Raw genomic sequence first — 25,873 nt, forward strand, 5'->3', positions numbered from 1 at the left:
GCCGGGCACTGCCCGGCGGGTCGCGTGGTTGCGGGGGCGCCTATGCCTCGTCGACGGGCCAGTCGACGAGGTAATGATGCAAGGTGTCGTCCACCTCGACGAGCCGCATCCCTGCCGCGGTCATGACGCGGTGCGATCCGACGTTGTCGAGGTCCGCGTCGCCCTTCACGGATATGGCGCCCTGCGCGCGGGCGAACGCCAGCAGTGCGCGAAGCGCCTCGGAGGCGTACCCGTTTCCCCGGGCGGCGGGGACCAGGCTGTATCCGATGGTCACCTGGCCGTCCTCGTCGGGCGCGCCGTGAAATCCCATCCCGCCTATCGCCTGTCCGTCCTCGCGCCGTCTGATCTCGAAGGCGCCGAACGGCCGGGGGTCCCCGACCGTTTCGCAGGTGCTGACATAGCGCCGTGCGCCGAACCTGTCGCCGTCGTCGGGATATCCGGGGGCCCACAGGGCGTCGTCCGCCGGTCGGCCCGCCACCAGGTCCGCTGCTTCGGCGGGGCTCATCAGGTGCAGTGCGAGGCGTGTTGTCACAAGGTCATCCATGACTGGCGGAGTATCACGGCGCGAGGGCTGAGCGCATCCGAATATGACCGACAGAAGAGAGGGGTAGCGTTGATACGTTATCGATGTTAGCGTTGTTATGTCGAGGTTGGCGTACACCACCGGCCCGCCCACGAGGAGCAGCGCCATGAGCGATCGCAACACCCCCACTCCCACTCCCACTCCCAGTCCCAGTCCCAGTCCCAGTCCTGGCCCGGTCGGCCGCCGAGTCGCGATTGTCACGGGAGGCTCCCGCGGCATCGGTCGCGAGAGTGCCGAACGCCTGGCGGCGGACGGCTTCGCTGTCGTCGTCAACTACGCGGGCAACCGGACCGAGGCCGAAGCCGCGGTCGCTGCCGTGGTCGCCGCGGGCGGAGAGGCGCTCGCCCACCGCGCGGATGTGGCCGACGAGGTCGCGGTCGCCGGCCTCTTCGACGCGGCCGAGCGCGCCTTCGGGGGAGTCGACGTGGTCGTCCACGCCGCAGGCGTGATGACGCTGGCCCCGTTGGTCGACACGGACCTGGACGCACTGGACCGGATGCACCGGACCAACATCCGCGGCACCTTCGTCGTCGATCAGCAGGCGGCCCGCCGCCTGCGGGAGGGTGGAGCGATCATCAACTTCTCCAGCTCGGTGCTGTCCCTGTCCCTCCCCGGGTACAGCGCCTACGCGGCCACGAAGGGTGCGGTCGAGGCCATGACGCTGATCCTGGCCCGCGAACTGCGCGGCCGGGACATCACGGTCAACGCGGTCGCGCCCGGCCCGACGGCGACCGCGCTGTTCCTGGACGGCAAGGACGAGGAGACCGTGGCGCGGATGGCGGCCCAGGCGCCGCTGGAGCGGCTGGGTACCCCGCAGGACATTTCGGAAGTCGTCTCATTCCTCGCCGGTCCTGCCCGCTGGATCAACGGCCAGGTCGTGCGGGCCAACGGCGGCATGGTCTGAGGTGATCGGTCCCGTGCCCGGCTTGATAGCGTCCGTTCGATGAGTACACGAGCGCGCATTCTCGAGGTGGCGGCCGAACTGGTCGCGGAGTCCCCGGACGGCGATGTCTCCACGCGTGCCGTGTGTGAGGCCGCGCAGGTGGGCGCACCCGCGCTGTACCGGCACTTCGGGGACAAGGAGGGTCTGCTGTCGGCCGTTGTCGACCACGGATTCGATGCGTACCTGGCGACCAAGCGGGAACGCGGCGAGTCCACGGACCCGGTGGAGGATCTCCGTAACGGCTGGGACGGCCATGTGGACTTCGCCCTGCGCAACCCGAATCTGTACCGGCTGATGAACTCGCCCGCCATGCGCACCCCGCCGGCCTCGGCGCTCGAATCGCACCGGATCCTCACCCGGGACCTGGAGCGGGCGGCGGAACGGGGGAGGTTGCTGGTCACCCCCGAACTGGCGGCACAGATGATCATGTCGGCCAATGTGGGCGTGGCGCTCATGCTGGTGGCCCGCCCGGCGACGTTCTCCGACCGCTCGGCTTCGCGCCGGGTCCGCGACGCGGTGCACGCTGCCGTCCTGACGCCCGACCCGGCGGATACGCCGGCCACCGCGCCCACTCCCACGCCCACCCCCGCCACCGCGGTCCCGTCCACGGCGGCCACGTTGAGCGCCTTGCTGCGGCGGTCCCACGGGGCAGGGCTCAGTACGGCCGAGGTGGCCCTGATGACGGAATGGCTGGACCGCGTCTCCAACGCGCCTGGCCCGGAGCCGAAGCCCCGGGCCTGAAAGTGCCAGGGGCTCGCACTCGGGTACGCACGCGGGCTCGGGCTTGGGCTCGCATCATCACCGACGTCTCACGGCCCGCCGCCCACCTCCGCTACGGCGCGTCCGACCCGAATTCCCCGTTCAGAGCCGCCGCCATCCGCAGGTGGGGCGCAGCCTCGGCATGCCGTCCCTGCCGCTCCAGGGTGCGGCCCAGCATCAGCCGCGCGTACTCCTCCACGGGGTCGCGCTCCAGCACGGCGCGCAGCTCCGTCTCGGCCTTGCCGAGGCGCGCCGAGTGGTAGTAGGCGCGGGCCAGCAGCAGCCGCGGAGAGACCTGCTCCGGAACCTCCGCGACCAGTCCGTCCAGGATCCGGGCAGCGGTGACGTACTCCTTGGCCTCGAAGAACATCCGTGCCCGGTCCCAGCGGTCGGCGGCCGTGCCGAACTCGTAATAGGTGTCGCTCACTTGTCCTCCTTGGCCGGACGCTCGGCGGACCCGTCCCGCTGTCATGGCGGTGATCCGTTCAGATGCTTCAACACAGCATAATGGTTGAACATTCCACTAAAATTTCGGCGTGGGGACCGGCGCGACGGGCCCCTCCGGGAATAGGTTGAGCGCCATGAGCAATCTCGATCGCCAGGCCACCCCCTCCGTCTGCGGAGGACGGGGCTTCGTCGTCGCCGAGCCCGTACGTGAACTACTCGCCCCTCGCCGTGTCCAGCTGGGCGAATCCACCGAGGTCCGCAGACTGCTGCCGAATCTGGGGCGCCGCATGGTCGGCGCATGGGCCTTCGTGGACCACTACGGCCCCGACGACATCGCCGACGAGCCCGGGATGCAGGTGCCGCCCCACCCGCACATGGGCCTGCAGACGGTCAGCTGGCTGCACGACGGCGAGGTGCTGCACCGCGACAGCGTGGGCAGCCTCCGGACGATCCGCCCACGCGAACTGGGCCTGATGACCTCGGGCAGGGCGATCAGCCACTCCGAGGAGAGCCCGAAGCCCCACGCCAGGTTTCTGCACGGCGCCCAGCTCTGGGTGGCCCTGCCCGACGCGCACCGGCACGTCGAGCCGCACTTCCAGCACCACACCGACCTGCCCACCGTCGTAGCGCCCGGCCTCACGGCCACGGTGATCCTCGGCGAACTCGACGGCGCCGCGTCGCCCGGAACCACGTACACCCCGATCGTCGGCGCCGACCTGGCGCTGACCGCCGGCGCCGAGGCCCGCGTACCACTCGACCCCGACTTCGAGTGCGCGGTCCTGTCGATGTCCGGCGAGGCGGAGGTCGACGGCGTCCCCGTCCTGCCGGGCTCGATGCTCTACCTCGGCTGTGGCCGCACCGAACTGCCCCTGCGGGCACTCTCCGACGCCGGCCTGATGCTGCTCGGCGGCGAGCCGTTCGAGGAGGAGATCATCATGTGGTGGAACTTCATCGGGCGGTCCCACGAGGACATCGCGCAGGCGCGCGCGGACTGGGCGGACGGTGCCCGGTTCGGAGAAGTGCATGGCTACGACGGAGGCCGACTCTCCGCTCCCGAACTGCCACCTGTGGCGCTGAAGCCGCGGGGAAGGGTGCGCTGAGCTGCACGGATGTGGCCGGGACCGGGTGTGCTCCTGGTCGCGGCGGCTCGGTCCCATGCTCAGGATCGGAATCGGTCCAGCGCTTCTCCGGAAGCTTCCGCCACACGTGCCCGGGATTCCAAAGTGTGGTCGTGTGCGAGCAGCTTCAGTAGACCCAATGCGGACCCAATGCTGACTTTGATGACGAGGTGTCAGACGCTGTCGCGTCATGGTCTGGCTGGTCTGGTGTCTGTGATGAGTGGACTGGGCACTTGGGGCTGGAGTTTTGCCTGACTCGTGGCAGTTGAGTGAACGAGGGGTACTTGCACATGGCCCACCAGGGGCCGGGATCTCACCTAGAGGGAACAGGGTGTTGTGGTGATCCCACAATGCTGACCCGTCTGGTAGCCGGGGACATAGGCCATGACGGGACGGTGGCGAAGTCGCTACCCATGCCGCCCAACGCGTCGTTGGTGATGTCAGAGTGAGGTGGTTTCGTAGTCTGCCGTGGCTCAGGTTCCAACTGGACTGACCGGAAGGAGTGGCTGTCGCTCCAGCCAGTTCGTTAACTCTGCACCGTGAGTGTTCCGGATCTTCGTGTTCGGTCTGCGTGGATTCGTCCAGGCCGACCTCGTTGAACCGGTGGATCACGTCATGTCGTTGTCTACCGAGTGGCTCTGACCTGCGGCGTTGTGGTTCTGCGATCCGCTGACCTGCGCGGATATGCCTTTCGGTTCTTTCGGATTCGTGCTGCGTTATGCAGCCAATTCTCCCCACGCGCTCCCCAGGGTCGCCGATACTCCCCAAACTCTCCCCAGAGGTGGCGCTGGCGCAGGGACGGTGACGGGGGAGAGAGTTAGCTTGCCTGTGGCTCCAGGGTCCGTCGCTGAGTGACTGCCACGTCCGCTGGTCATGGGATACGGCAGTCTGTGGGGACCGGTAGGTCGATCGCTCCTCGGGGGACAGCGGAGCCCTGCCGTCGGCAGGGACAAGCGCGACGGGCATTCCATCTCGGGACCTGCACTGGAGGCTCGTGTCCAGGATGGATGCTGCCTCAGCGCAGGCAGCATTCCGTCGATGGCTGGCTAACGTGCGGGTCGTTTTGCTGTTCCTGTGTAAGTGAGGCTTGTCGCTGGGAAGGATGTCGGTGAACACGGCCGCAGCGTCGAGGGCTGGCTCTTGAGATGTTGGACCGAAGTGTCTTGACTCGTCCGGTCTCCTGCCGCACGAGCAGGCGACGATGACGGAACATCACTGGTGGACACAGACTGAACTGTGCCAACCATAGGAGCGCGTAGTCTCGTTGCGAATCGTCCCGCTGCTGAACGACGTCCTCAAGGGGCACCTTCCGGCGAAGCCCGTCCAACCGGCTTGGCACCACTGACGCGGCGCGCTGAGGTTCGGCCCCCGGCACGAGAGCTGGAGGCCGGACCGGGACGGGTTGTGCGTCAGCGACGCGGGGCGTGGACCCGCTGCTGGTAGTGGTCGGCCACCAGCCGGCTGACCGCGCCCAGCGGGTCCTGCGGCAGGAGCTTGGCGGAGAAGTACATGTGCCCCCTCACCTCGCGATAGTCCTCGCAGAACGTGAGGTGCCGAGAGAGTTCCGCAGGGTCGAACCAGGCGGCCGGCTGCCCGGTGACGCCCACCTTGTAGAGCGCCTCCCCAATGTAGAAATTGACGCCCGTCCCCCGGACGACATCCGCCCACCACGGCACGAGCTTCGCGTAGTCAGCCACCGTGAACCCGATGTTCCAGTACACCTGCGGCACCACGTAGTCGATCCAGCCCTCGCGAACCCACTTGCGGGTGTCCGCGTACAAGTCGTCGTAGGTCTCCACGCCACCTGCGGTGGCCGAACCCTGCGGGTCCGTCGCGGAGTTGCGCCAGATCGCGAAGGGGCTGACGCCGAACTGCACCCGGCGGCGGACGCGCCGGATGCCCTGACCGAGTTCCTGGATGAGCAGGTCGACGTTGTTGCGCCGCCAGGCCGCCTTGTCCGTGAAGTCGCCGCCGTACTCCTGGTACGCCGCCTCGTCACCGAACTCCTGCCCCGCCGCGGGGTACGGGTAGAAGTAGTCGTCAAAGTGCACCGCGTCGAGGTCGTACCGGTGTACGGCGTCGAGGATGGTCTCGATGCAGAAGCGGCGTACCTCGGGGATGCCGGGGTTGTAGTACATCTTGCCGCCGTAGGTGACGAGCCACTCCGGATGCAGTTTCACCGGGTGGTCGGCGGCCAGCTTCTCCGCCTTGGTGTCGTTGCGGACCCGGTAGGGGTTGAACCAAGCGTGCAGTTGGAGGCCGCGCGCGTGGGCCTCGCGCACCGCGAAGCCCAGCGGATCCCATCCTGGGTCCACGCCCTGGGTGCCGGAGAGGAACTCCGACCACGGCTCGAAGGGCGAGGGCCACATGGCGTCGGCCGTCGGTCGGGCCTGGAAGACCACGGTGTTGAGGTTGCGGGCGACGGCCTCGTCGAGCCGGGCGAGCAGCTGCGCCTGCTGCTCCCCGGCCGTCAGGCCTTGGCGGCTCGGCCAGTCAATGTTGGCCACGGTGGCCACCCAGCTGCCCCGCATCTCCGGCTTGCCACCGCCGGAGAAGCCGCGGGCCGGGTCTGCCTCGGGGCTGAGGACCGTGCCCGTGGCACCATCCGCCGCGAGCGCCTGCCCGCTCAGGGCCACCGCGCCCACCGCGCCCGCCACCGCCGCGCCGAATCGCCTCCGGCTCAGGTGCTGCCATTCTTCGGGGTTACCGCTCACCATGTGATCCTCCGACGCTGCGTCAGGAAGTGGTCTGAACCACTCCGTCTCCTGGGCATCTTCGGGGCCGCGTCCGCGCGGGACAACCCCGCGGCGCGGACCAGTGCGGAATTCTTTGGTCTGGGCCGCCGAAAGTACGCCCGGGGAGACTTGAGGACCGCAGAAGGGTGGGATGAGCTGGGTTATCGGCTGATCCTCGAGCACGACTTGGTGTTCCCCGCCAGTTTTGCCGCATTGCCGCGTCTGGTGCGTCTAGTGCTCTGACCGTATTGGTTCGCCGAGGTGCGCCAGACATCTCCTCTCTCTGCGCTGTCGGCGCCGCGGGCTAGGTTGAGCACGAGTCGATGAGGGAGTGAAGGGAGTCCACGTATGGGTGCCAGCGGGTGGAGTTATGTCACGCCGTACCGCGGGAGTGTGGGTCAAGGAGCTGTATGCCGATGAGGAGTTCATGGAGGAAGAGGGAACCCACTCGATACTGGACGTTCGTCGCGTCGTGGAGTCGACGAAGTTGCCTTGGTAGTCCAGCACGGAGGACTACTTCACCGTCCGGCCACTTGCCCCTGTTCGGGTCTTGATCCACTTCGGTACGGTTCGTCCTACTGTTCAGCAGTACGAGGACGCGATCGCTCAGTCCTACACGTTCATGCAGGCTTGGCGCCCGGGCGATAGAGACACAAGTCTGCTCGGGGAGCACGAGATGCGTTGGACCGGCTTATATGTGCTACTTCACGCCGATGACAAGCTCACGCACGTCGGTTTCTTAGGGTCTTCCGGAGACTGACTTGGCGTCGGGTGCGGCTTGCCCTCTTGGTGTGGATCAAGCAGCCGCCAGGGGACGTCCGCCCCAACGAGTATTTTTTGCTGCGGACGCGAGCGCGCTCGCGGCGTTGGGCGATCAGCACGTTGGGGTGGCGGGCGTTCGCGTTGCGCCACCGCAGGTAGGCGTGGAGTGTCCGGGTTCGCGCGTCGCCGGCCAGGCGTATGTCTTGCAGCTGGGAGACGGAGGGGATCACCCGCACGCTTCGGGTCGTACTGGGGCGGCTTGACGCCCTCGAGAGGGTTCTCGTCAAAGATGCCGAGCCGATGCGCGTCCAACAGGATCGCCTTCAGCTTGTCAAGGGCGTTCGACTGGGTCGCCAGACCGGCCCCGTTACGCTCAAGTGTCTGGATGCACCCGTCCACTACCTTGTGGTCGAACGTGCTCATTCGCTGGTTCTCGAGCGCCGGAGCCGGTGATGTTCCAGCAGGGAGTCGAGGTGTCGTAGTGACCCCGGCCCCAAGTCCCGTTGCCCGACCTTCCACTCGGCGGCATACTCCCTGAACTGCATTCCCCGTACTTCGCCGCACGCTCGGCTTTCGCCTGGTTGCGAGGGGCCCCGTTCTTGGCTTTGTAGACGTCGGTCAACCGTTGGAGGGCCTTGTCCCGAGTGGCGAAACCGGACTCCTCCACTTGCTTCGCGGTCGCACTCCGATACCGGACCTTGTAGGGGTGCGGGCACTTCGACCACCTGGACTGCGTGTGCTCGCAGTCCTTGAACAATGTGCCCATCCCGTGGGCCAGAGGCTTGGTCACCATGACGCAGCGACTCCTTCGAGACCAATGCTGACGGTTTCCTGACCGCCGATGGTTCAAAACGTCCCTGACCTGCACTAATACGTGATGGTCTCGGTATGTGGTGGAACTTCATCGGGCGGTCCCACGAGGACATCGCACAGGCGCGCGCGGACTGGGCGGACGGTGCCCGGTTCGGAGAAGTGCATGGCTACGACGGAAGTCGACTCTCCGCTCCTGAACTGCCGCCTGTGGCGCTGAAACCGCGAGGAAGGGTGCGCTGATGCTGCGGGGACCGGGCGGGCTCCTGCGTCGCGGCGGTTCGGTCCCATGCTCAGAAGCGGAATCGGTCCAGCGTGTCTCAAGAAGCCTCCGCCGCACGTGCCCGGGATTCCAAAGCGTGGTCGTGTGCGGGTAGCTTCAGTGGATCTAATGCTGACCCAATGCTGATCTTGTTGACGGGGCGTCAGGCGATGTCGCGTCATAGTCTGGCTGGTCTGCTGTCTGGGATGAGCGGACTGGGCACCTGAGGGGGAGCTTTTCCTGGCTCGTGGCAGTTGAGCGAACGCGGGGGTACTTGCGCATGGCCCACCAGGGGCCGGGATCTCACCTAGAGGGAACAGAGTGTTGTGGTGATCCCAAAATGCTGACCCGTCTGATAGCCGGGGCATAGGCAATGACGGGACGGTAGCGAAATCGCTACCCATGCTGCCCAATGCGTCGTTGGTGATGTCACAGTGGCTTGGATTCGTAGTCTGCCGTGGCTCAGGTTCCTTTCCGGCCCGGCAGCGCTGGACATCACGGCCCGGGGTGCCCGGTGGACACGGTGACCGCACTGATCGACCGCCGCGAGCACGGTCGTGGCCGGGGACGCCCTCGGCCACCGCACCGGACACCTGCTTGGCAGCCGCCTGCGCACCGGACGGCTCGGCCGCCGCATCCCCACCGGTGCCTGGCAGAGAGCCGAAGCGCTCATAGCCCGCCGCGGCGGACAGGCCGTCTTTCTGTCCCGGTTCGTCCCGTCGTGCACACCCTGACCCCGCACCTGGCCGGGGCGACCCGCCTGCGCTAACGGCGCTTCGCCCCCTACAGCCTGCTCGCCGCACCCCTGTGGGCCGGCGCCGAAGCCGCAGCCGGATACGCCGCGGCCATTCCCTCCACCACGTCATCATCTACGGCGGCCCCGCCAGCGCCGCAGTGATCACTGCGACCGTCCTGGGTGGCAGCAAAATCCACAGCCGAGCCCGCTCTGCTGACCGCGAGAGCCACACCACCGCCGCCCTGCACACCTGAACGCCTATGTGCTAAGGGCGGACCCCCTGACAGGAAGGTCGGCTGGGCCCGGGCCGCAGTGTCCTCTCGGCAGTTGGGAATGTCGCGCGGTCGTAGGCGCCGTTGCTACTCGGTGATGCGGTCGGCCAGGGTGGGTTGGCCGGGCCCGGACAGTTCCCGCACGATGCCAGGGCGTCCGGCCATGGCCATGAGGAGAGCTTCAGCGGGCCCTTCGACGGCAGGGCCCTTCCCGGCAGTCCAATCGAGGTCGGTCGCGGTCAGCGTGAGGCCGCGAATGCGCTTGGCGGCACCGATGGTCGGTGCGGTGCGACCGAAGTCCAGGGCGCACCGCATCCGGTCGTCGGGGATGTTGCGGGGCAGCCCGAGAGGTCGACGAATGTCCTGGTGGTGGATGATTCCGTCGGTCAGCCCGATCCGGCCACCGAATCCGGCGGTGAGTCCACGCGGCCGCAGATGGCTGTTGACCCGTGCCAGAAGGTCGTCGGTGCTGTTGTCGGCATATGCGGCGACGCCGACGGCGTTGACCCTGTCGGGCAGGACACCGCCTCTCAGGAAGCGGCCGACGAGCCCTACGGTTCCGAGATCCTCGTAGCTGAACATGTGCGCGATCACGTCTCGTACCCGCCATCCAGTGCACAGCGACGGCGCGTTCCACTGTTCCGGGGTCAGGGTGGCGAGCAGCTCGGCGAGTTCCGCCCGTTCGTCGCGAGCCAGGCTCATCGCATCCAGTGGCCGGTTCCCGCTCCTTCGGTCGCGGGTTGTGCGTGCGCTCACGAACTCATCTCCAGACTCTCAAGGTGGTGGTGCAGTAGCTCCCGGCGTTCGTGGCGATGGGTAGCTGTCAGCTGTCTTCGGTGAACAGGACGGCGTACCGATCCAGGTACAGCGACCATCCCGCGTCACCGCCGACACCGTCGGCGACGGCCTGCCAGCCGGGGCCGTGACGGTCGATGTTGCGATGCTCAAGTTCCACCCGGGTGCGCTGCGAGGTCTCGGCGATGAACCGCACCTCCACCTCGCTGGTATTGGCCGGTTGAGCCTCGATCTGCCACTGCGGATCGATGTCCCAGCTGAATACCACCCGCTTGGGCGGGTCGTAGGCGAGGATGCGGGCCCAGCGACACTCACTGCCGTCGACACCGCGGTCGTAGATGTGGCCGCCCACCCGGGCCTCGAACACGGTCTCGGCAATCGCGGCCTGGAGCAGGTTGTGCTCCGGCGGCTTGAAGTCGCCGAACTGCTCGGTAAACACGGTGAAAGCCCGCTCGATCGGCGCCTCGACGACGACCTGCTTGCGGACCACAGTTGTCGCTGCGGCGGTCATGGATCCTCCTCGGGTTGTTCGGCGACTTCCTGGTAGCCGGCCAGCGCCCGGTTCCAGAATGTATCGAGCTGGTCGCGCAGCGCGGCGATGCCGGCGGCGTTGAGCCGATAGATGCGGCGCGTGCCGGCAGCGCGCTCAGTCACCAGTCCCGCGCTCTTGAGCACCTTCAGGTGCTGGGATACCGCCGGCCTGCTGACCGGGAGCATGTCGGCGAGTTCCCCGACCGCGCGCGGCCGCTCTGCCAGGCACGCGAGAATCGCCCGCCTGGACGGGTCGCCCAGTGCACCCCACGCATCGTCAGCTTCGTAAGTCCCCACGAACCGTAAGTCTAGACTTACGGAACAGCAGGATCAAGTGCGCTCCACCACCGTCGCCCGGAGCCGGCCCTCCCTCCCAGGTGCGTAGCGGGGCCGCTACGCTCAGCTTGGCTGTTTGGGGGATCTTGGGCCGCGCCGCATCGACCTTTCCGTCCCCCGCCGAACCATGTCCGGCTTGCCCCTGTTCTTCGTTCTCGTGACCTCTCGCAGAACAGTTGCCGCGTAAAGTCCTTCAGCTAGCTTCTGCGACATGCCCCAGCCCGCCGAACCGGCCGCCGCTGTCAAGCAGTTCGACTGCCCACCCGTGAAGTGCCCGCCGGAAGCACCTGCCGCACCCGCGGCGGCAAGGTCGCCCCGAAGTACCACGCCCCCGCTTCAGAAGCCGGGTGCGACCCGGTCTGCTCCTAGGAAATCAGCACCCGGATCAAGGTCCGGGCCGCACTGCGTCCATCGCGGCCGGGAACGCGTGATGGGCGGCACCGGCGTTGTCCAACAGCGGCTGGAGCAGTACGCCCCTGTCGCGTCGGTGTGGGGCATGGGCGGCTGCTCGGGGGATGGGTGCTTGTTCCCTCGGTAACCCGCCGGCGGGGGAGACGTGCCGCCGGATGTGAGGCCCACCTCCTGTGCCCCTTCGTTGCTGACCAGCGAGTGCCTCGACGAGTGAGGCACCTCGTCGAAAACACCCTCTGGTATCGCGCTTCACTTACGTCTGCGTCGTGACCTCGGGGTTCTGGGCGAGGGTTTCCCACCGGTCTGCCCAGTCCTTGCGCAGGTCGGCGAAGGCTGCATCGTCCGTTCCGTACACCGACACGGTGACGCTGACCGGACCGCTGCCGGCGGTGTCCAGTGGCTGCTGGGCGCCGTAGGCGACCAGGTGCCCTGCCGCGTTGATGACGATGTGCTGGTAGCGGCTGGAGTGCCAGACCTCGGTACCCGACTTCTCGATGCTCTCCCGTAGTGCGGCTGCGTCTGCCGTTCCTGTCAGGTAGATCGTCCGGCGGCCCTGATAGGGCTGCCGCTCCAGCCGGAACCGCAGCTGCTCGAAGAAGGTGCGCCAGCCCTCCTCCATCCCGTCATAGATGTCAGCCCACCGTGCATCGGAGAGGTCACCGGGGCGGACCACCCGCACGACGGCATGGGCGCCGTCGGCCGACAACTGGATCGCCTGGCCGTCGTCCAGTGCGATCCGCTGGCCCGGTAGCTGTTTCGCGTGGTCGACGAAGATGTAGCGGATCTCCCCGTCGAGGCCGGCGTAGTCCCAGCCGAACCAGTCGCGGATCTTCTCCGGTTCGGTCAGCGCCTGCCAGACGGTGTCCAGTGGGGCCGTGATGGAGGTCTCGACCTGGAAGGGCTTGTGCTCGGTCATGGTGTCACTCCGTCTTCTCAGTGGGTTCGTGGTCACCTGTTTCGCCGCGGGCGGGGTGGCCGCCGATGAGGACACGGAAGAGGCGGCCGGACTGGGGGGTGTGGAACTCGGCGACGCGGGCGGCGAGCTGATCGGCGAAGCGTTCGACGTCGGCGGGCTCGGCGAAGGCGAGTTCGGTGTCGATGGTGAAGGTGACGAGCCGTTTGCCGGCCGCCTCCGCGAGCTCGCGCATCTCCGCCACATCGCTGAACGCCTGGGCAGTGGCGGACAGCAGCGCGTCGGCGGCGAGACGGTCCTGGCCGGCCGGTGCGGGGTCGCCGATGACAGTCGGTGCGATCACCACGGCGCGCGAGGTGGCCTGCACCACCCGCTCGGCCCTGCCCCGCCGCTGGCGCAGCTCCACGAGTTCCACCAGGCCGCCCTTCTCCATCTCGCGAAGGTGGTAGTTCAGGCGCTGACGGGTCTCACCCAACCTGGCAGCGAGGACCGTGGCCGAGGCCGGCTCGCGCAGCTCCTCCAGCAGACGACGCCGCAGCGGGGACAGCCTGCCGCGCAGGCGATCTCCCTCGCGCAGCACATCCAGCTCTTCTCTCATGCTGCACCCCTCCATTTGACAAATTTATTTGTCAAATGGAGGGCTCGGGTCTCGCAGGTCGGCTCGGGCAACAGGGCTTCGCTCAAGGCCCATTCGGCGTGGGCGGTGTCGGAGGGACAGCGACGCTGCCGAGGGGTCAGCGGCGCGACAGGCCCGCGCGTGCACGCCTGAGCCACACAACCCAAGTTGCCGATCATGGTCAGGCGTCGTCGTGGGCATCCTGCTGGGGCGTGCTGTGCTGGCGGCCTTGGATCGCTGAGGCGGCGCGGTGCAGTTCGACAAGGACCGTTCGGATGGCCTTTCGTGCGGTGCGCTCGGGCCGGTGGAGTACATCGATGTGGCGCAGGGCGTGGACTCCGCTCAGCGGTCTGAGCACAACGTCGGGGTGCGGACGGGCGGTCCAGCGCGGCATGAGTGCCAGGCCGCCGCCGACGGCCACGGCCTCGGCGACCACCGCGAATTCGTTGATGCGGTGGACGATGTCGAGCCGGCGGTTGGCGACGCTGGCGATGGCCTCGATGGTGGCCATCAGCGGGAAACCGTCGTGGACGGTGATCCAAGGCTGGTCTGCCACATCTCGGGGCGAGAGCTGCGTCTTGGAGGCCAGCGGGTGACCGGCCGGTAGGGCGACGTCGAGAGGTTCGTGGAGCAGAGTGGTGGCGATCACGGTGGGTGGCCACGGCGGTCCGTGGTCAAGTCGGTGTGCGAGCACGAGGTCGTAGTCACGGGTAAGGGCGGGGAAGCGGTGCTGGGCGACATCTTCGTCGGCGAGAGTCAGGCGAGGGCTGCCGGGGCCGGTGAGGCCGCGCAGCAGAAGCGGCCAGAACGCCGAGGCCGCACTGTGGAACGCGGCCACCGATACCTCACCGTCCGGTTGTTCCGTGAAGTCAGTGACGGTGCGGCGGGCCACGGCCAGAGCCCTCTCCACCTCGATGGCCGCAGCAGCCAGAGCCTTCCCGGCGTCTGTCAGCACCACCCTGCGGCCGGCGCGTTCAGTCAGCGGGACCGGAACCGAACGCTGCAGCAGCCGCAGCTGTTGGGAGATCGCGGACGGTGTCACGTGCAGCGCCTCCGCGGCTGCGGTGACGCTCCCCAGTTCTCCCAGTTCCCGCAAGATCCGCAGCTGTCGCTCATCCATCCTGTCAGTGTAGGGCTACTACAGGTTTGTTGAAGAGGTTGGCTGTTGTCTTCAACATGCTGCTCGGGCAGCGTGGAGACATGCTCGTTGCCCGCCGCACCGATGCGGTACTTCTCCTGGTCGCGCTCGTCTGGGGGTCCAGCTATCTGGCAGCCAAGACGGCCACCGTCGCGCTCCCGGTCCTGGCGGTGCTGTTCGCCCGGTATGCCATCTCCGCTCTCGCCTGCGGCGCCCTGGTTGCCGCGCGCCGCCGGGGCTGGACCCTCGACGAAGTCCGCACCGGATCGCTCCTGGGGGTCACCCAGGCTGCCGTACTCGTGCTGGAGACCTACGGGGTGGCGCACACGAGCGCCGCCAACGCCGGACTGATCATCAGCCTCACCATCGTGCTCACCCCCCTGCTGGACCGCAGCGGGGGCCGCAAGCTCCCCCCGGCGTTCTTTCTCGCCGCGGGCCTGTGTGTTCTCGCCGTCGGACTGCTCACCTCCAGCACTGGACTGCACGCGCCACGGTTCGGAGACGCCCTGGTACTCGCCGCCGCAGTGGTACGGGCAGGACACGTCGCGCTCGTCGGCCGGCTCACCGCCGGCCGCCGCATGGACTCGCTCCACCTCACGACCGTCCAGACCGTCTTCGGCACGGCACTGTTCCTGCCCCTCGCGATACCCCACCTGTCCGACCTGGGCCACAGCAGCGCGAGTACGTGGTCCCAGCTGATCCATCTCGCCCTGTTCTGCAGCGTGTTCGCCTTCCTCGCCCAGACCTGGGCCGTGCAGCAGACCTCGGCCAGCCGGGCCAGCCTGCTGCTGGGCACCGAACCGATCTGGGCCGTCGCCATCGGGATCGGCCTCGGCGGCGAACGGCTCACCGTGTGGGCATCCCTCGGCGCCGCACTGATGATCGCCGGAACGTACTGGGGGCAGGCCATCGAACGTACCCACCGCACCATCACACCGCCCACTGCGAAGGAAGACACAGCATGCCGGACATCGACACCTACCAGCGCCTGATCGATCTGTTCGACACCACCCGGACCCCCTACCGGCTCATCGATCACAAACCGGACGGCACCACGGACTCGGTCAGCGCCCTGCGCGGACACCCCGTGTCCCACGCCGCGAAGTGCATCATCCTCAGAGTCAAGATCGACCGGCGAACCACGTGTCACGTACTCGCCGTCGTCCCCGGAGACCGACGCGTCGACCTCGACGCCGTCCGCGCGCTTTTCAACGCCAGGTACGTCGGATTCAGCGACCCGGCAACCGCAGAACGGTTGGCCCACGCTGTCCCCGGCACTGTTCTCCCCTTCGCATTCGACCCCGACCTCGAACTCGTGACTGACCCCGAAGTGGTCGCCCGAACGCAGCTCTACTTCAACGCCGCCCGCCTCGACCGCCATTTCAGGTGCCGACTACGCACTGCTCGCCCAGCCGCGCATCGAACACATCGCCGGCCCGGCACCTACCGCAGCCCACGACCTCGACCGGCATGAACGCACCACTACCTGATCCCGGAGCCGGTGGACGACGGCGCCCGCAGGCTGAACAGAGCCAAAGGAGGGTGCCGGTAAGAGCCGTGTCACCAGCTGCGAACGGCGTCGCGGGCTTGACGCACCTGCTCATCAGTCATCGTCGGGCCGGGCTCAGCCGTCCTGGCCGGCGGGCTTGGGCTCGGGGAGCGCCTCACCGGTCTCCAGCAGCGTCTTGAGGCTTGCCACGAGGGCGGGCCAGCCTTCCTTGATCATCTCTCGGAGCGTGCTGCCGGGCCCGAAGCCGTCGTGGACGACGGTCAGCTTCACCATGTCATCCAGCGGCTCGAGGTCGAAGGTCACCTTCGTCCTCGGCTCGCTGGCGAGTTCGGCCCGGATCTTCTCGTCCACTCCGACGGTCTGCGCCCATTCGGAAGTGAAGGTGTGCCAGGTGTAGGACAGTCGGCGGTACGGGTCGGATTCGAGGACGACCTGCTGGGGGTGGGCGATCTCGTTCCCGCGCTCGGTCCAGGTCATGGGCGAGCCGGGCTGCCAGTCGGTGCCGAACTCCAGGCCCCAGTAGCGGCTGGTGAAGGCCGGGTCGGTCAAGCCCTGCCAGAGCTTCTCCGGGGTGGTCTTGATGTAGGTGGTGTAGACGAAGGTGTTGCTGTCCATGGGGGGATTCTCCAGTGCATTCTTCAGGTCGGCGAGCGCATGCGCTCGCGCACGGTCGTAGCGGCTGATCCATCGATCCGTGATGGCGTTGATCGGCTCGACGTTGAGGTAGTGCAGCTTTTCGCGGCCCCGCCGGGCGGTGGTGATCAGGTTGGCCGACTCGAGCAGGGACAGGTGCTTGCTGACCGACTGGCGTGTCATCTCCAGTTCGGCGCACAGCTCCCGCAGCGTCTGCCCGTTGCGGGCGTTGAGGCTGTCCAACAGCCGGCGGCGACCGGCGTCGGCCAGCGCCTTGAAGACCTCGTCCATCTCCGACCTCTCCAATATGCAGCCGTTCAACTGCCTATTACGATAGGCAGCCACTAGGCTGCATGTCAAAGGGCGGAGCCGCTCGGCCCTCTCCAGCGGCTGATCCGGGTCTTCGACGCCGAGGACGACAGCGGACGCCGCCAGATCTTCTCCGACACCGTCAGCCGCTGCACCTGGACCAGCCCCGCCGCCTGGGGCCCTCGCGCCGCCCCGATGGCCAGTACTGCCGCGATCGGGGCGGGTGTGCATCTGCCGGCCACCGGCATCAAGGAGGGCCACTTCGAAATCACGGGGTACCGGTGTGCCCGCCCACAGGCCGTTGTCCGAGCCGCGGTCGGGCCCGGTGACGAAGCCGCCGAAGAAGACCGAGATGTCAGCTGATCCGAGTCATGCCGGGGCGGACCCGATCCGTCGCACGAACCGGTCTACGGGCGCGCATGCGCAGTCAGTCGGCGGGCGCGGGCCCACGTCTGAATGCCGGATCGGGCGCGGCGGGTTGGGGCATGCTGGGGGTGCGCTCACGCGCTCTACTTCGGTGGCAGGAGGCCGGTCGGTGTTACGCATTCACTTCACGGCGGACGATCTCGCCCGGACACGGGTGGCCGCAACGATCGGCGTCGCGGCGGAGGTCTACTACAGCCTGGAGCTGCTGAGAGAGAATCGGGAGCTTCCTCACTTCCGCTCGTGGCGGTCAGCGGTCGCGGGCCGGATGGGAGCGGACACGCGCCCCCTGACGTCCCTGGTTCCGGTGCGCGCGGCCTTGATCTGCTGGCCCTGATGGGCGATGTGCCCTCTCTGGACCACGCCGTGGACAACCTGCTGCACGCCCCGGTGTCCCGGCTGCGGCGGGAGTTCGAGGGTCTCGACTTGCGCCCCGGACACCTGCCATGGGCCAGGCGGGTGTCCGAGGGCGACCGCGACGCGCGGCGGGAGCTCGCCGAGGCCGTGCGCGCCTGCCATCGGCTGACCGTGGAGCCCTACTGGCGAACTGGTCGCGCTGTCCACCCGTTGCGCGAACCTGGTGCTGGAGGGAGGCATCGATCTGCTGCTGCGTTCGATCTGCGCACCACTGGTCAACTGGCGTCCGCCGGTGCTCGAAACTCCCTACCCGCGCCGAGTTGAGATACGTCTCCAGGGAAGGGGGCTGATCATCACGCCCACGGTCTTCTCGAAGCACGCGGTGAGCTTTCTGTGGGACCCGCTCGATACCGCCCAGCCACCCCGACTGACCGTGCCGGCTCTCCGTCGGCCGCTGACCGGTACCGGACCGGCAGACGCGGACGGCTCCGCCGTGCGGAACTTGGAGTCTCTGCTCGGCTGCATGCGAGCTGCCGCGCTGCACGTGACAGCGGAAGGCTCCACGACGAGCGAACTGGCCCGCCGCCTCAACGTCACGGCCGCAGCAGCCAGTCAGCACGCGGCAGTGCTGCGGAACACGGACCTCATCACCACCAGCCGCCGAGGCAGGTCCGTGCTGCACCTCATCACCCCCCTCGGGCTGGCCCTGCTGCGGACCGGTGCCCTGACGAAACCGTGAGGCCCGAGGGCACCCCGGCGGCGGGACCGGTGAGCACAGTGCCGCCCTGCTCGGCATCCACCAGACACTCGCAAGGTGCGTGAGGCGCCGCGCCTGCTTGTCGGACGAGGTCGCGTCGGCGTCCACGCCGAGGAACCCTGGGCCGGCCAGGGCGCCGCGCTGGCAGCACGCAGGTGGGCCAGGGTGCGGTCGCAGCGGGCGGCGGTGATGTCGTGGGTGTGGCCGGGCCGGGCGGCCGATATCCACACCAGACGGCCCGGCGCCGTCACAGCAGTCTGAACAGCGGGACGGCTTTCACGAGTTCAACTGCAGTCAAGGTCGTCCGGGGCGTCGTAGTTGGCGTGCTACTCCTCGGCGCCGCCGTCCGGTAGCTGCTCGTACGCCCGGTATCGCGCTCGCTCCGACGCCCGGCTCACTCTCATCCGGCGGTGGACGCCGAGCCGCCGCCAACACACACGCGGCCCGTGGTCGGTGACCGGGGGCGAGACAGTGCTGCGCAGCTCAGTCCGGCCGGCCGGCGGTGGCTCTCTGATCGTGAACTTCTGGCTGGGAATGTCGCGGGCGTAGGCACCTCATCGCACGCTCCTGTTCTACGGATGAGGCCGAGGCGTGTTCTTGCCGATGCGGGCGGTGAGCAGGGCGATGTCGTCGTCGGCGGAAGCCGGGACCAGGTGGGTGATCAGTGAGTCGCACAGGTGGTCCAGCGGTCGTTGGGGTTCCGTGAGCAGGCGGGTGAGCTCGTTCAGTCGTTCGTCGATGTCGCGGCTGCGGGCTTCGATCAGGCCGTCGGTGTAGAGCACGAGGAGGCTGCCGGGGGGCAGGGTGATGTCGGTGGTGGTGAAGTCGATGCCGCCGACCCCCAGGGGGACGCCGGGCGGGGTCTTGACCAGGTAGACAGTGCCGTCGGGCTCTGCCACGGCCGGTGGCGGATGCCCGGCGCGGGTGATGGAGCAGCGACCGGTGGCGGGGTCGCAGACCACGTACAGGAAGGTGGCGAGCATCGGCTCGACGAGGTCGGCGAGGGTGGCTTCCAGTTGGTGCAGCAGTGCGGTTGGGGGCATGTCGAGGCGTGCGAGGGCCCGGACGGTTGCGGAGAGCCGCCCCATGACCGCGGCGGCGGCGATGCCGTGGCCCATGACGTCTCCGATGAGGAGGGCGGCTCTGCCGCCGGTGAGGGGGAGGACGTCGTACCAGTCGCCGCCGACTTCGTTGACGTCGCTGGCCGGCAGGTAGCGGTGGGCTATCTCGATGCCGGGGGGAGGGGTGACGTGCTGGGGGAGCATGCTGCGCTGGAGGACGACGGCGGTCTCGTGTTCGCGCTGGTAGAGGCGCGCGTTGTCGATGCTGATGGCCGCACGGGCGGCGAGCTCACCGGCGAGGGTGACGTCGTCCGGGCCGAAGGGGCCGGCAGGCCGCGTTCGGTAGAAGGCGGCGACGCCGAGCACCACGTCCCGGGCGACGAGCGGGACCATCATGAACGAGTGCACGCCGGCCTTGAGCAACTGGGCCGGTTTGGCGGAGTAGCGAGCGGCGGGGGCGATGGCACGCTCATCGAGGCGGGGGATCAGGAAGGACTGCCGGTCGGCGAGGGCCTGGGTGTAGGGGGCGGAGGCGGGGAAGCTGAGGGTTCTACCGAGGGGGGCGAGGATGTGGGTGACGTCGGAGCCGGTCAGGGGGGCTTTGCCCAGGCGCCGCAGGGCGACGCCGCCGGCGAGTCCCATGCCGGGTTCGTCGCCGCTGGAGAGGGTGTCCAGGATGTCGACGGTGACGGCGTCGGCGAGGTGCGGGACGGCGAGGTCGGCCAGCTCCTGGGCGGTTCGCTCCAGGTCGAGGCTGGCGCCGATGCGGACGCTGGCTTCGCTGAGCAGGGCCAGCCTGCGACGGCCGGCCTCGGCCTCGGTGTGGTCACGCTGCTGCTCGGTGATGTCGACCAGGGAGGCGATCACGCCGATGGCCCGGCCACCGGGGTCTTCCATGCGCGCGTACGAGCAGGACCACACCCGGTCGTGCTCCGGGTCGGCCGGCGTCCGGCCCCTCCGGCGCATGCCGAGCACCGGTTCACCGGTGTTCAGGAGTTGACTCATCGCCTCCTCCATCTCACCCGCGTTCACCTCGGGCAGGATCTCGGCCAGGCGCCGGCCCACGTGAGCGGACTCCGTGAGGCCGTTCATTGCTTCGAGCGCCGGATTGACCTGCAGGAACCGCAGCTGCGTGTCGAGAACCGCGATACCGACCGGTGAGCGCGCGAACAACCCGTCCCATACCGCCGACGACCCTCGGATGCGGCGGGTCGCATGGGCTTCGGCCGCGAAGACCAGCACCGCCGAGGCGCCGTGGCGCCGGTCGAGAACGGGGCACGCCCAGATCTCCAGCTCCAGCGGGTGTCCGTCCCGGTGCCAGGCGGTGACAGTGCCCATCACCCCGCTCCCGGTGGCGGCTGTCTCCCACAGAGCTCGGCCCAGGCTGCGGTCGGCCCCGGGATGGAGCAGATCGGCGATGTGCCACCCCAGTACCTGGGGCGGGGTGTAGCCGAGCAGTTCCTGCGCGGTGTGGTTCCAGCGCACGATCGTTCCTTCGCCACTGGTGGCCACCAGTGCCACCGGCAGGGCCCCCAGCCACCCTCCGGCGTCCTGGGCGGCTCCGCTGATCAGCTCCTCGAGAGGCATCCCCTCATGCATCCTGCACCCGCCCCTCCCGGTCGGCCGGCGGGTTGCGTTGCGGCTGACCAGGTCCGCGGCGAAGGCGGCGGCGAGGGGACAGGTGCGACCGCGAAGCAAGGTCAGACGTGATCTCGGCCGTCAGAGCGGATTGGGGGCCGGCCGGCCCACAGGCGCCGGAGCGCCGATCCGCACAGCCGGCGGACCACATCCCGTGGACCTGCTCCGGCAGCTCTTCCCAGCCGGGCAGCCCCGGACAACGGCGCGATATCCCGCTGCCCACGAACAGGAAAGGCGCCGCGGTCAGCTCTTGCAGCCGCTCACCAAGAACGGCCTGCAGCTGCGCATCCTCCACACACCCCATCGTCGCCCCGACGGCCCGGGATCGCCCCCCGGCCCAGGGCCAGACACGATCCTCCTTACGACACCACCGCTTCGAACAGGTCCGCGGGCACAGTGACCGCATGACCTATGGCCAGGCCGTCGTGCACCCGCTGGAGCGACCATGATCGGGCCCTCCCGTTCGCGACGCCATACCGGCCACACATATGCCCAGCTCGTGGCCGGTTTCGGCGCCGGAACCGACCACGGTTCACCGGTACGTGGCCCAGATGGGCGCCGCGAACCCCGCAGATCAGGGCGGGGCGATTCCGGCGAAGGTGCGGCGGCCTTTCCCCCATCCTGCCGCTGCTCGTCTTCGGCACGGGTTCGTACGATGGCGGCTACTTCTGCGAGGGCGAGATGGTCCATGTCGACCTCGCGTGGGGGGAGCACCGGAACCTCTTCGCGGACGACTGCCGGCGGGAGGCCCGCTCATGGAGTAGATGGACGCCCGCACCCTCCGACTGCTCTTCGCGCCGCAGGCCCCGGCTTGGCCCATCGGGATGAGGACAAGCACCGCGGTCAGTCAGTTGATCGGGTGTGTCAGTCCGGTTAGTGATCGCTGATGCGATGTGGGACCGGCTTGAGCCGCTGATGCCGCCCGATCCGGTCCGGGGCGACATTGGGCTGACCATCGTCGAACCTTGGAAGCCGCTTCGGCGAGAAGTGGACTTCAGCCGTGCCCTCCAGTGTGGCCCAGTGCCCTCCGTCGACCTGGCTTCTGAGCCGTATGAGACGACGACCTGCATGGCCCGGAGCCTGGATGCGGCTGCACATAGCGCCTACCACGTACGCCTGCTACACCGAGACCGTGACTCGTCAATGGGTCATGACGTTCGTGGACGCGCGGCCGATCAACACCCGTCGACGCCCGCCTCGCCCGTCCCCGATCCGCAGATAGCCGATTGAGACGGTCGGCCCCTTTCGGGCTCCGCTGCGGCAGTGGAAACGACGGACGGCGCCGACCGAGGCGAGCCGGCCCGCATATGTGGTGCGACGCCTAGGCTGGCGATATGGCTGTCTCATCACAGATGGTGCCCCTGGGTATGCAGGCGCCCGACTTCGCGCTGCCCGATCTGACCGGCCGGACCGTCCGCCGCGACGACTTCGCCGACGCGCCTGGGCTGCTGGTCGCGTTCCTGTGCAACCACTGTCCCTATGTGCGCCATGTCGAGGACGGACTCGGCAGCCTGCTCGCCCGGTACCCGAGCCTGGCGGTGGTGGGCGTGTGCGCCAACGACGCCGACGCATATCAGGGGGACCGGCCTGAACGCCTGGCTGAGCAGGCCCGGCGGGCAGCGTGGACCTTCCCGTACCTGGTCGACGCCGACCAGACCGTCGCCCGTGCCTACCAGGCCGCCTGCACTCCGGATTTCTTCCTCTACGACGGCAGGCGCCGGCTGGCCTACCGCGGTGCGATGGATGACTCCACGCCGGGGAGCGGCAAGCCGGTCACCGGTGAACTGCTGGATGCTGCGATCACCCACGTGCTGGCCGGTGAGCCGGTACCCGAGCCGCATCGGCCGAGCATGGGCTGTTCCGTCAAGTGGCGATCGTGACCAGCGCGCGCCTTCCGGCGAGCGATGACTGACCGACGAGTGGTAGAAATGGGGCATGATCGGGCCTTTCAGGCGATTCGGTCATTCTGTGGCCCCGCCCTCCCGCCCATTCCCGGGGCGTCCCCGGCGCTCCTTCCTCGGGGTGCGCAGTGTCGCCGGCCAGGTGCTGCTGCTGCAGGTGGTGGTCGTGGTACTGCTGATCGCTGCCGCTGTCGGGACGCTGGTGCTGGAGGCGCGCGGCGACAATATGCGTGAGGCCCGGGACCGGGCGATGGCCGTCGCCGAGGCGTTCGCGAACGCTCCGGGGACGGCGGCGGCCATGGCGAGCCCCGAACCCACCGAGCTGCTGCAGCCGCGTGCCGAGCAGATCCGGATAGAGACCGGCGTGGACCTCATCGTCGCGTACTCCCCGGAGGGGATCCGCTATACGCACCCCGACCCGGACCTCATCGGGGAGCCCGTCCTCGGCAGCGGCGAGCCACCGAAGCAGGCCCTTACGGAGATCGACGAGACCACCGAGGGGCTCTCCGTGCTCTCGCTGGTCCCCGTCACGACGGCGGACGGCTCGGCCGTCGGCACGGTGGGTGTCGGGATCACCGTCGAGAGCGTGAGCGGCGTGGTCAACCGACAGCTCCCGACCCTGCTGGGGGGCGCGGCGATCGTGCTCGCTCTGGGCACCGCCGGCTCCGCGCTGGTGGGCAGGCGGCTGCGGCGGCAGACCCACGGTCTGGACCCCGCAGAGATGGCCCGCATGTACGAGCACCATGACGCGGTCCTGCACGCGGCCAGGGAGGGCGTGCTCATCGTCGGGGAGGACGGCCGGCTGGTGCTGGCCAACGACGAGACGCAGCGGCTGCTCGAGCTGCCCGCGGATGCGGAGGGGCGCCACATCACCGAGCTGGGCCTGGACGAGGGCCTCGTCGCGCTACTGACCTCCGGGCGCAGTCCCACCGATGAGGTACACCTGGCCGGGGAGCGGCTGCTGGCCGTCAGCGTCCGGCCGACCGGCCCTTACGGCGGTCTGCCTGGCAGCGTGGCGACGCTGCGGGACACCACTGAGCTGGAGGCGCTCTCCGCCCGGGCCAAGGCGGCGCGGACGCGGCTGAAGCTGCTGTACAACGCCGGTCTGCGGATCGGCACCACCCTGGATGTGGCGCGTACCGCCGAGGAGCTGACGGAGCTCGCCGTCCCCCGGTTCTCCGACTTCGCCAGCGTCGATCTGGTGGACCCCGTACTGCGCGGCGAGGAGCCGGTAGGGCTGGAAATGCGCCGTACCGCCCTCAGCGGAATCCGGGACGACCACCCGCTCTATCCGCTCGGCCGGCTGATCAGCTTCGCGCCGGGCACGCCGCAGGCGTTCGGCTTCGGGAGCGGCCAGTCGGTGCTGGAGGCGGAGCTGCCCGCGTACTCCGGATGGCAGGAGCACGACCCCGCACTGGCCGAAGTGGTCGTCGGCTATGGCATCCACTCCCTGATCACCGTGCCGGTACGGGCTCGCGGCATCATCCTCGGCATGGCCTCCTTCTGGCGCTCGGAAAAGCCCGAGCCCTTCGACGAGGAGGACGTCTCCGTCGCCGAGGAGCTGGTCGCTCTCGCCGCGGTGAGCATCGACAACGCCCGCCGCTTCACCCGCGAGCACACCATGGCCGTCACGCTGCAGCGCAACCTGCTGCCCCGCGGGCTGCCCGAACAGGACGCCCTGGAGGTCGCGTACCGCTATCTGCCCGCCAAGGCGGTGGGCGGCGACTGGTTCGACGTCATCCCCCTGCCGGGTGCCCGTGTCGCCCTGGTGGTCGGCGATGTGACCGGTCGCGGTCTGCAGGCCGCCGCCACGATGGGCCGACTGCGCACCGCCATCCACAATTTCACCGCGCTGGACATGGCCCCCGACGAGCTGCTGGCCGGCCTGGACGACCTGGTCATCCGGATCGACGAGAACCAGCCCGCCGTCGGCGACAGCGCCCAGATCACCGGAGCCACCTGCCTCTACGCCGTTTACGACGCGGTCACCGGCCGCTGCACCCTGACCCGGGCCGGTCACCCGGGGCCCGCCGTGGTCCGCCCCGACGGCACTGTGCACTTCCCCGAGATCCCCGCCTCCCCGCCGCTGGGCCTGGGCGGCCTGCCCTTCGAAACCGCGGAGCTGCAACTGCCCGAGGGGAGCAGGCTGGTCATGTACACCGATGGGCTCATCAAGAGCCGGGACCGTGACATCGACACTGGCCTCGACCTGCTGCGCGGCGCGCTGTCCGGCGCGGAGGCGGAGCGGAGCCCGGAGGCGACCTGCCAGGCGGTGGTCGACGCCCTGCTGCCCGCCGAACGCAGCGACGACATCGCGCTGCTGGTGGCCCGCACCCGGCTGCTTGACCCGGGCCAGGTTGCCAACTGGGAGGTGCCGAGAGATCCCGCGGCAGTCGGTCGGGTACGCGCCTCATGCGCCCGGCAGTTGGAGGACTGGGGGCTGGACGTGGTGGGGTTCACCACTGAGCTCATTCTCAGCGAGCTGATCACCAATGCCATCCGGTACGGCTCCGAGCCCATCCGGGTGCGGCTGGTGCATGACCGCAGCCTGATCTGCGAGGTGTCCGACGGCAGCAGCACCTCACCGCATCTGCGCCGGGCGGCCGCGACGGACGAGGGCGGGCGCGGTCTGTTCCTGGTCGCCCAGATGGCGCAGCGGTGGGGGACGCGGTACACGGCCGACGGAAAGATCATCTGGGCCGAGCAGGTCCTGCACCCCACCTCGGTGGAAGACGGGGACGGCGCAGGGAAACCGGTCCCGGAGGCCGGGCTGCCGGCCTTGTGGGACGACGTACCGCCCCTGTGAGCGTCGTCGTGGCAGTCACGCGCTCGGTTGGAACGTCATCGGGCAGCGACCGTTTGAGTCAGACAGCGGCATACCCGCGGCCACGTTCGAACCCGGAGGGCGGCGGAAAGAGTCAACGAGAGGAAACCGAGATGGAGAACGTCGAAGGGCCCCACTGCGAACAGTGGGGCCCTTCGACATCGTGCCCGGTGCGGATAGGGCGTCTGAACGGCGCTGTATATCGGCGAAATGAGACCGGGACTGAGACCATCGGCGCTGGCGCACGGCAGCCCATGCTGACTCTACTGACGGAGTGACAGACGCTGTCGCGC

The 25,873-nt window shown here is 68.6% G+C and carries 21 protein-coding genes and 3 pseudogenes; 11 read left to right on the top strand and 13 right to left on the bottom strand.

Going from position 1 to position 25,873, the window contains the following annotated elements:
• Positions 1-40 precede the first annotated feature (40 nt).
• Positions 41-544 carry a GNAT family N-acetyltransferase gene (locus tag ACWGO0_RS28745; RefSeq protein WP_453541221.1) on the bottom strand — a complete coding sequence of 168 codons (504 nt, stop codon included), beginning with the start codon at positions 542-544 and terminating at the stop codon, positions 41-43.
• A gap of 145 nt (positions 545-689) precedes the next feature.
• Here ACWGO0_RS28745 and ACWGO0_RS28750 point away from each other — a divergent pair, with 145 nt between their 5' ends.
• Positions 690-1,487, top strand: coding sequence for an SDR family oxidoreductase (locus ACWGO0_RS28750; protein ID WP_453541224.1), 798 nt, complete (start codon positions 690-692; stop codon positions 1,485-1,487).
• Positions 1,488-1,526: 39 nt separating this feature from the next.
• Positions 1,527-2,267 (top strand): TetR/AcrR family transcriptional regulator, encoded by a 741-nt coding sequence (locus ACWGO0_RS28755; RefSeq protein ID WP_453541226.1) that lies wholly within the window; start codon positions 1,527-1,529, stop codon positions 2,265-2,267.
• A gap of 91 nt (positions 2,268-2,358) precedes the next feature.
• On the opposite strand, the gene ACWGO0_RS28760 is transcribed toward ACWGO0_RS28755, so the two are convergent.
• Complete coding sequence (locus ACWGO0_RS28760) at positions 2,359-2,712, bottom strand: tetratricopeptide repeat protein (protein ID WP_453541228.1); 354 nt, start codon at positions 2,710-2,712, stop codon at positions 2,359-2,361.
• A gap of 154 nt (positions 2,713-2,866) precedes the next feature.
• On the opposite strand from ACWGO0_RS28760, the gene ACWGO0_RS28765 reads away from it, so the two are divergent.
• The gene (locus ACWGO0_RS28765; protein WP_453541231.1) at positions 2,867-3,832 is read left to right on the top strand and encodes a pirin family protein; all 966 of its coding nucleotides are present in this window, start codon (positions 2,867-2,869) and stop codon (positions 3,830-3,832) included.
• A 1,427-nt stretch (positions 3,833-5,259) separates the two neighbouring features.
• On the opposite strand, the gene ACWGO0_RS28770 is transcribed toward ACWGO0_RS28765, so the two are convergent.
• Entirely contained in the window at positions 5,260-6,567 is a 1,308-nt protein-coding gene (locus ACWGO0_RS28770) for a glycoside hydrolase family 10 protein (protein ID WP_453541234.1), read from the bottom strand.
• An 814-nt stretch (positions 6,568-7,381) separates the two neighbouring features.
• A pseudogene (locus ACWGO0_RS28775) lies at positions 7,382-8,113 on the bottom strand (hypothetical protein).
• Positions 8,114-8,229: 116 nt separating this feature from the next.
• On the opposite strand from ACWGO0_RS28775, the pseudogene ACWGO0_RS28780 reads away from it, so the two are divergent.
• Together ACWGO0_RS28780 and ACWGO0_RS28785 are read left to right on the top strand one after the other, a co-directional pair.
• A pseudogene (locus tag ACWGO0_RS28780) lies at positions 8,230-8,400 on the top strand (pirin family protein); the annotation flags it as partial.
• Positions 8,401-8,976: 576 nt separating this feature from the next.
• Complete coding sequence (locus tag ACWGO0_RS28785; RefSeq protein ID WP_453541237.1) at positions 8,977-9,153, top strand: hypothetical protein; 177 nt, start codon at positions 8,977-8,979, stop codon at positions 9,151-9,153.
• A 361-nt stretch (positions 9,154-9,514) separates the two neighbouring features.
• Here the strand turns inward: ACWGO0_RS28785 and ACWGO0_RS28790 are convergent, their stop codons facing one another.
• From ACWGO0_RS28790 to ACWGO0_RS28815, 6 genes are all read right to left on the bottom strand, one after another.
• Complete coding sequence (locus tag ACWGO0_RS28790; protein WP_453541240.1) at positions 9,515-10,129, bottom strand: maleylpyruvate isomerase family mycothiol-dependent enzyme; 615 nt, start codon at positions 10,127-10,129, stop codon at positions 9,515-9,517.
• A 121-nt stretch (positions 10,130-10,250) separates the two neighbouring features.
• A complete protein-coding gene (locus ACWGO0_RS28795) occupies positions 10,251-10,733 on the bottom strand; it encodes an SRPBCC family protein (RefSeq protein ID WP_453541243.1) in 483 nt (160 codons plus the stop codon).
• A complete protein-coding gene (locus tag ACWGO0_RS28800) occupies positions 10,730-11,050 on the bottom strand; it encodes an ArsR/SmtB family transcription factor (RefSeq protein ID WP_453541246.1) in 321 nt (106 codons plus the stop codon). The genes ACWGO0_RS28795 and ACWGO0_RS28800 overlap by 4 nt, the downstream gene beginning before the upstream one ends.
• A gap of 703 nt (positions 11,051-11,753) precedes the next feature.
• Positions 11,754-12,416 carry an SRPBCC family protein gene (locus ACWGO0_RS28805; RefSeq protein ID WP_453541249.1) on the bottom strand — a complete coding sequence of 221 codons (663 nt, stop codon included), beginning with the start codon at positions 12,414-12,416 and terminating at the stop codon, positions 11,754-11,756.
• Between the two features lie 4 nt (positions 12,417-12,420).
• The gene (locus tag ACWGO0_RS28810) at positions 12,421-13,011 is read right to left on the bottom strand and encodes a helix-turn-helix domain-containing protein (protein WP_453541251.1); all 591 of its coding nucleotides are present in this window, start codon (positions 13,009-13,011) and stop codon (positions 12,421-12,423) included.
• Positions 13,012-13,210: 199 nt separating this feature from the next.
• Positions 13,211-14,149, bottom strand: a complete 939-nt coding sequence (locus ACWGO0_RS28815; protein ID WP_453541253.1) for a LysR family transcriptional regulator — start codon at positions 14,147-14,149, stop codon at positions 13,211-13,213.
• An 80-nt stretch (positions 14,150-14,229) separates the two neighbouring features.
• On the opposite strand from ACWGO0_RS28815, the gene ACWGO0_RS28820 reads away from it, so the two are divergent.
• Both ACWGO0_RS28820 and ACWGO0_RS28825 read left to right on the top strand, forming a co-directional pair.
• Positions 14,230-15,159 (top strand): DMT family transporter, encoded by a 930-nt coding sequence (locus tag ACWGO0_RS28820; RefSeq protein ID WP_453541256.1) that lies wholly within the window; start codon positions 14,230-14,232, stop codon positions 15,157-15,159.
• On the top strand, positions 15,129-15,641 hold the full coding sequence (locus ACWGO0_RS28825) for a YbaK/EbsC family protein (RefSeq protein ID WP_453541259.1): 513 nt from the start codon (positions 15,129-15,131) through the stop codon (positions 15,639-15,641). Before ACWGO0_RS28820 ends, ACWGO0_RS28825 begins: the two co-directional genes overlap by 31 nt.
• A gap of 150 nt (positions 15,642-15,791) precedes the next feature.
• On the opposite strand, the gene ACWGO0_RS28830 is transcribed toward ACWGO0_RS28825, so the two are convergent.
• Together ACWGO0_RS28830 and ACWGO0_RS28835 are read right to left on the bottom strand one after the other, a co-directional pair.
• Positions 15,792-16,601 (bottom strand): ArsR/SmtB family transcription factor, encoded by an 810-nt coding sequence (locus ACWGO0_RS28830; RefSeq protein WP_453541262.1) that lies wholly within the window; start codon positions 16,599-16,601, stop codon positions 15,792-15,794.
• Positions 16,602-17,273: 672 nt separating this feature from the next.
• Positions 17,274-17,561 carry a hypothetical protein gene (locus ACWGO0_RS28835; RefSeq protein WP_453541265.1) on the bottom strand — a complete coding sequence of 96 codons (288 nt, stop codon included), beginning with the start codon at positions 17,559-17,561 and terminating at the stop codon, positions 17,274-17,276.
• Positions 17,562-17,622: 61 nt separating this feature from the next.
• On the opposite strand from ACWGO0_RS28835, the gene ACWGO0_RS28840 reads away from it, so the two are divergent.
• Positions 17,623-18,138 (top strand): hypothetical protein, encoded by a 516-nt coding sequence (locus ACWGO0_RS28840; protein WP_453541268.1) that lies wholly within the window; start codon positions 17,623-17,625, stop codon positions 18,136-18,138.
• 590 nt (positions 18,139-18,728) lie between these two features.
• Here ACWGO0_RS28840 and ACWGO0_RS28845 read toward each other — a convergent pair.
• Positions 18,729-20,804, bottom strand: coding sequence for a SpoIIE family protein phosphatase (locus ACWGO0_RS28845; RefSeq protein ID WP_453541271.1), 2,076 nt, complete (start codon positions 20,802-20,804; stop codon positions 18,729-18,731).
• A gap of 912 nt (positions 20,805-21,716) precedes the next feature.
• On the opposite strand from ACWGO0_RS28845, the pseudogene ACWGO0_RS28850 reads away from it, so the two are divergent.
• The 3 genes and pseudogenes from ACWGO0_RS28850 to ACWGO0_RS28860 all read left to right on the top strand — a co-directional run.
• Positions 21,717-21,829 (top strand): annotated as a pseudogene (locus tag ACWGO0_RS28850) (IS5/IS1182 family transposase); the annotation flags it as partial.
• Positions 21,830-22,189: 360 nt separating this feature from the next.
• A complete protein-coding gene (locus ACWGO0_RS28855) occupies positions 22,190-22,735 on the top strand; it encodes a thioredoxin family protein (RefSeq protein WP_453541274.1) in 546 nt (181 codons plus the stop codon).
• Between the two features lie 142 nt (positions 22,736-22,877).
• Entirely contained in the window at positions 22,878-25,562 is a 2,685-nt protein-coding gene (locus ACWGO0_RS28860) for a SpoIIE family protein phosphatase (RefSeq protein WP_453541277.1), read from the top strand.
• Positions 25,563-25,873: the final 311 nt, after the last annotated feature.

The sequence above is a fragment of the Streptomyces sp. NPDC055749 genome, from assembly GCF_053617235.1.

Coding starts and splice junctions, on each gene's coding strand:
- ACWGO0_RS28745 (WP_453541221.1), bottom strand. CDS start 544: ATGGATGACCTTGTGACAACACGCCTCGCACTGCACCTGATGAGCCCC.
- ACWGO0_RS28750 (WP_453541224.1), top strand. CDS start 690: ATGAGCGATCGCAACACCCCCACTCCCACTCCCACTCCCAGTCCCAGT.
- ACWGO0_RS28755 (WP_453541226.1), top strand. CDS start 1,527: ATGAGTACACGAGCGCGCATTCTCGAGGTGGCGGCCGAACTGGTCGCG.
- ACWGO0_RS28765 (WP_453541231.1), top strand. CDS start 2,867: ATGAGCAATCTCGATCGCCAGGCCACCCCCTCCGTCTGCGGAGGACGG.
- ACWGO0_RS28770 (WP_453541234.1), bottom strand. CDS start 6,567: ATGGTGAGCGGTAACCCCGAAGAATGGCAGCACCTGAGCCGGAGGCGA.
- ACWGO0_RS28790 (WP_453541240.1), bottom strand. CDS start 10,129: ATGAGCCTGGCTCGCGACGAACGGGCGGAACTCGCCGAGCTGCTCGCC.
- ACWGO0_RS28795 (WP_453541243.1), bottom strand. CDS start 10,733: ATGACCGCCGCAGCGACAACTGTGGTCCGCAAGCAGGTCGTCGTCGAG.
- ACWGO0_RS28805 (WP_453541249.1), bottom strand. CDS start 12,416: ATGACCGAGCACAAGCCCTTCCAGGTCGAGACCTCCATCACGGCCCCA.
- ACWGO0_RS28810 (WP_453541251.1), bottom strand. CDS start 13,011: ATGAGAGAAGAGCTGGATGTGCTGCGCGAGGGAGATCGCCTGCGCGGC.
- ACWGO0_RS28815 (WP_453541253.1), bottom strand. CDS start 14,149: ATGGATGAGCGACAGCTGCGGATCTTGCGGGAACTGGGAGAACTGGGG.
- ACWGO0_RS28820 (WP_453541256.1), top strand. CDS start 14,230: ATGCTCGTTGCCCGCCGCACCGATGCGGTACTTCTCCTGGTCGCGCTC.
- ACWGO0_RS28825 (WP_453541259.1), top strand. CDS start 15,129: ATGCCGGACATCGACACCTACCAGCGCCTGATCGATCTGTTCGACACC.
- ACWGO0_RS28830 (WP_453541262.1), bottom strand. CDS start 16,601: ATGGACGAGGTCTTCAAGGCGCTGGCCGACGCCGGTCGCCGCCGGCTG.
- ACWGO0_RS28835 (WP_453541265.1), bottom strand. CDS start 17,561: ATGGCAGGCGCGCACGGCCTCGGCGAGCTCCCGCCGCGCGTCGCGGTC.
- ACWGO0_RS28845 (WP_453541271.1), bottom strand. CDS start 20,804: ATGCCTCTCGAGGAGCTGATCAGCGGAGCCGCCCAGGACGCCGGAGGG.
- ACWGO0_RS28855 (WP_453541274.1), top strand. CDS start 22,190: ATGGCTGTCTCATCACAGATGGTGCCCCTGGGTATGCAGGCGCCCGAC.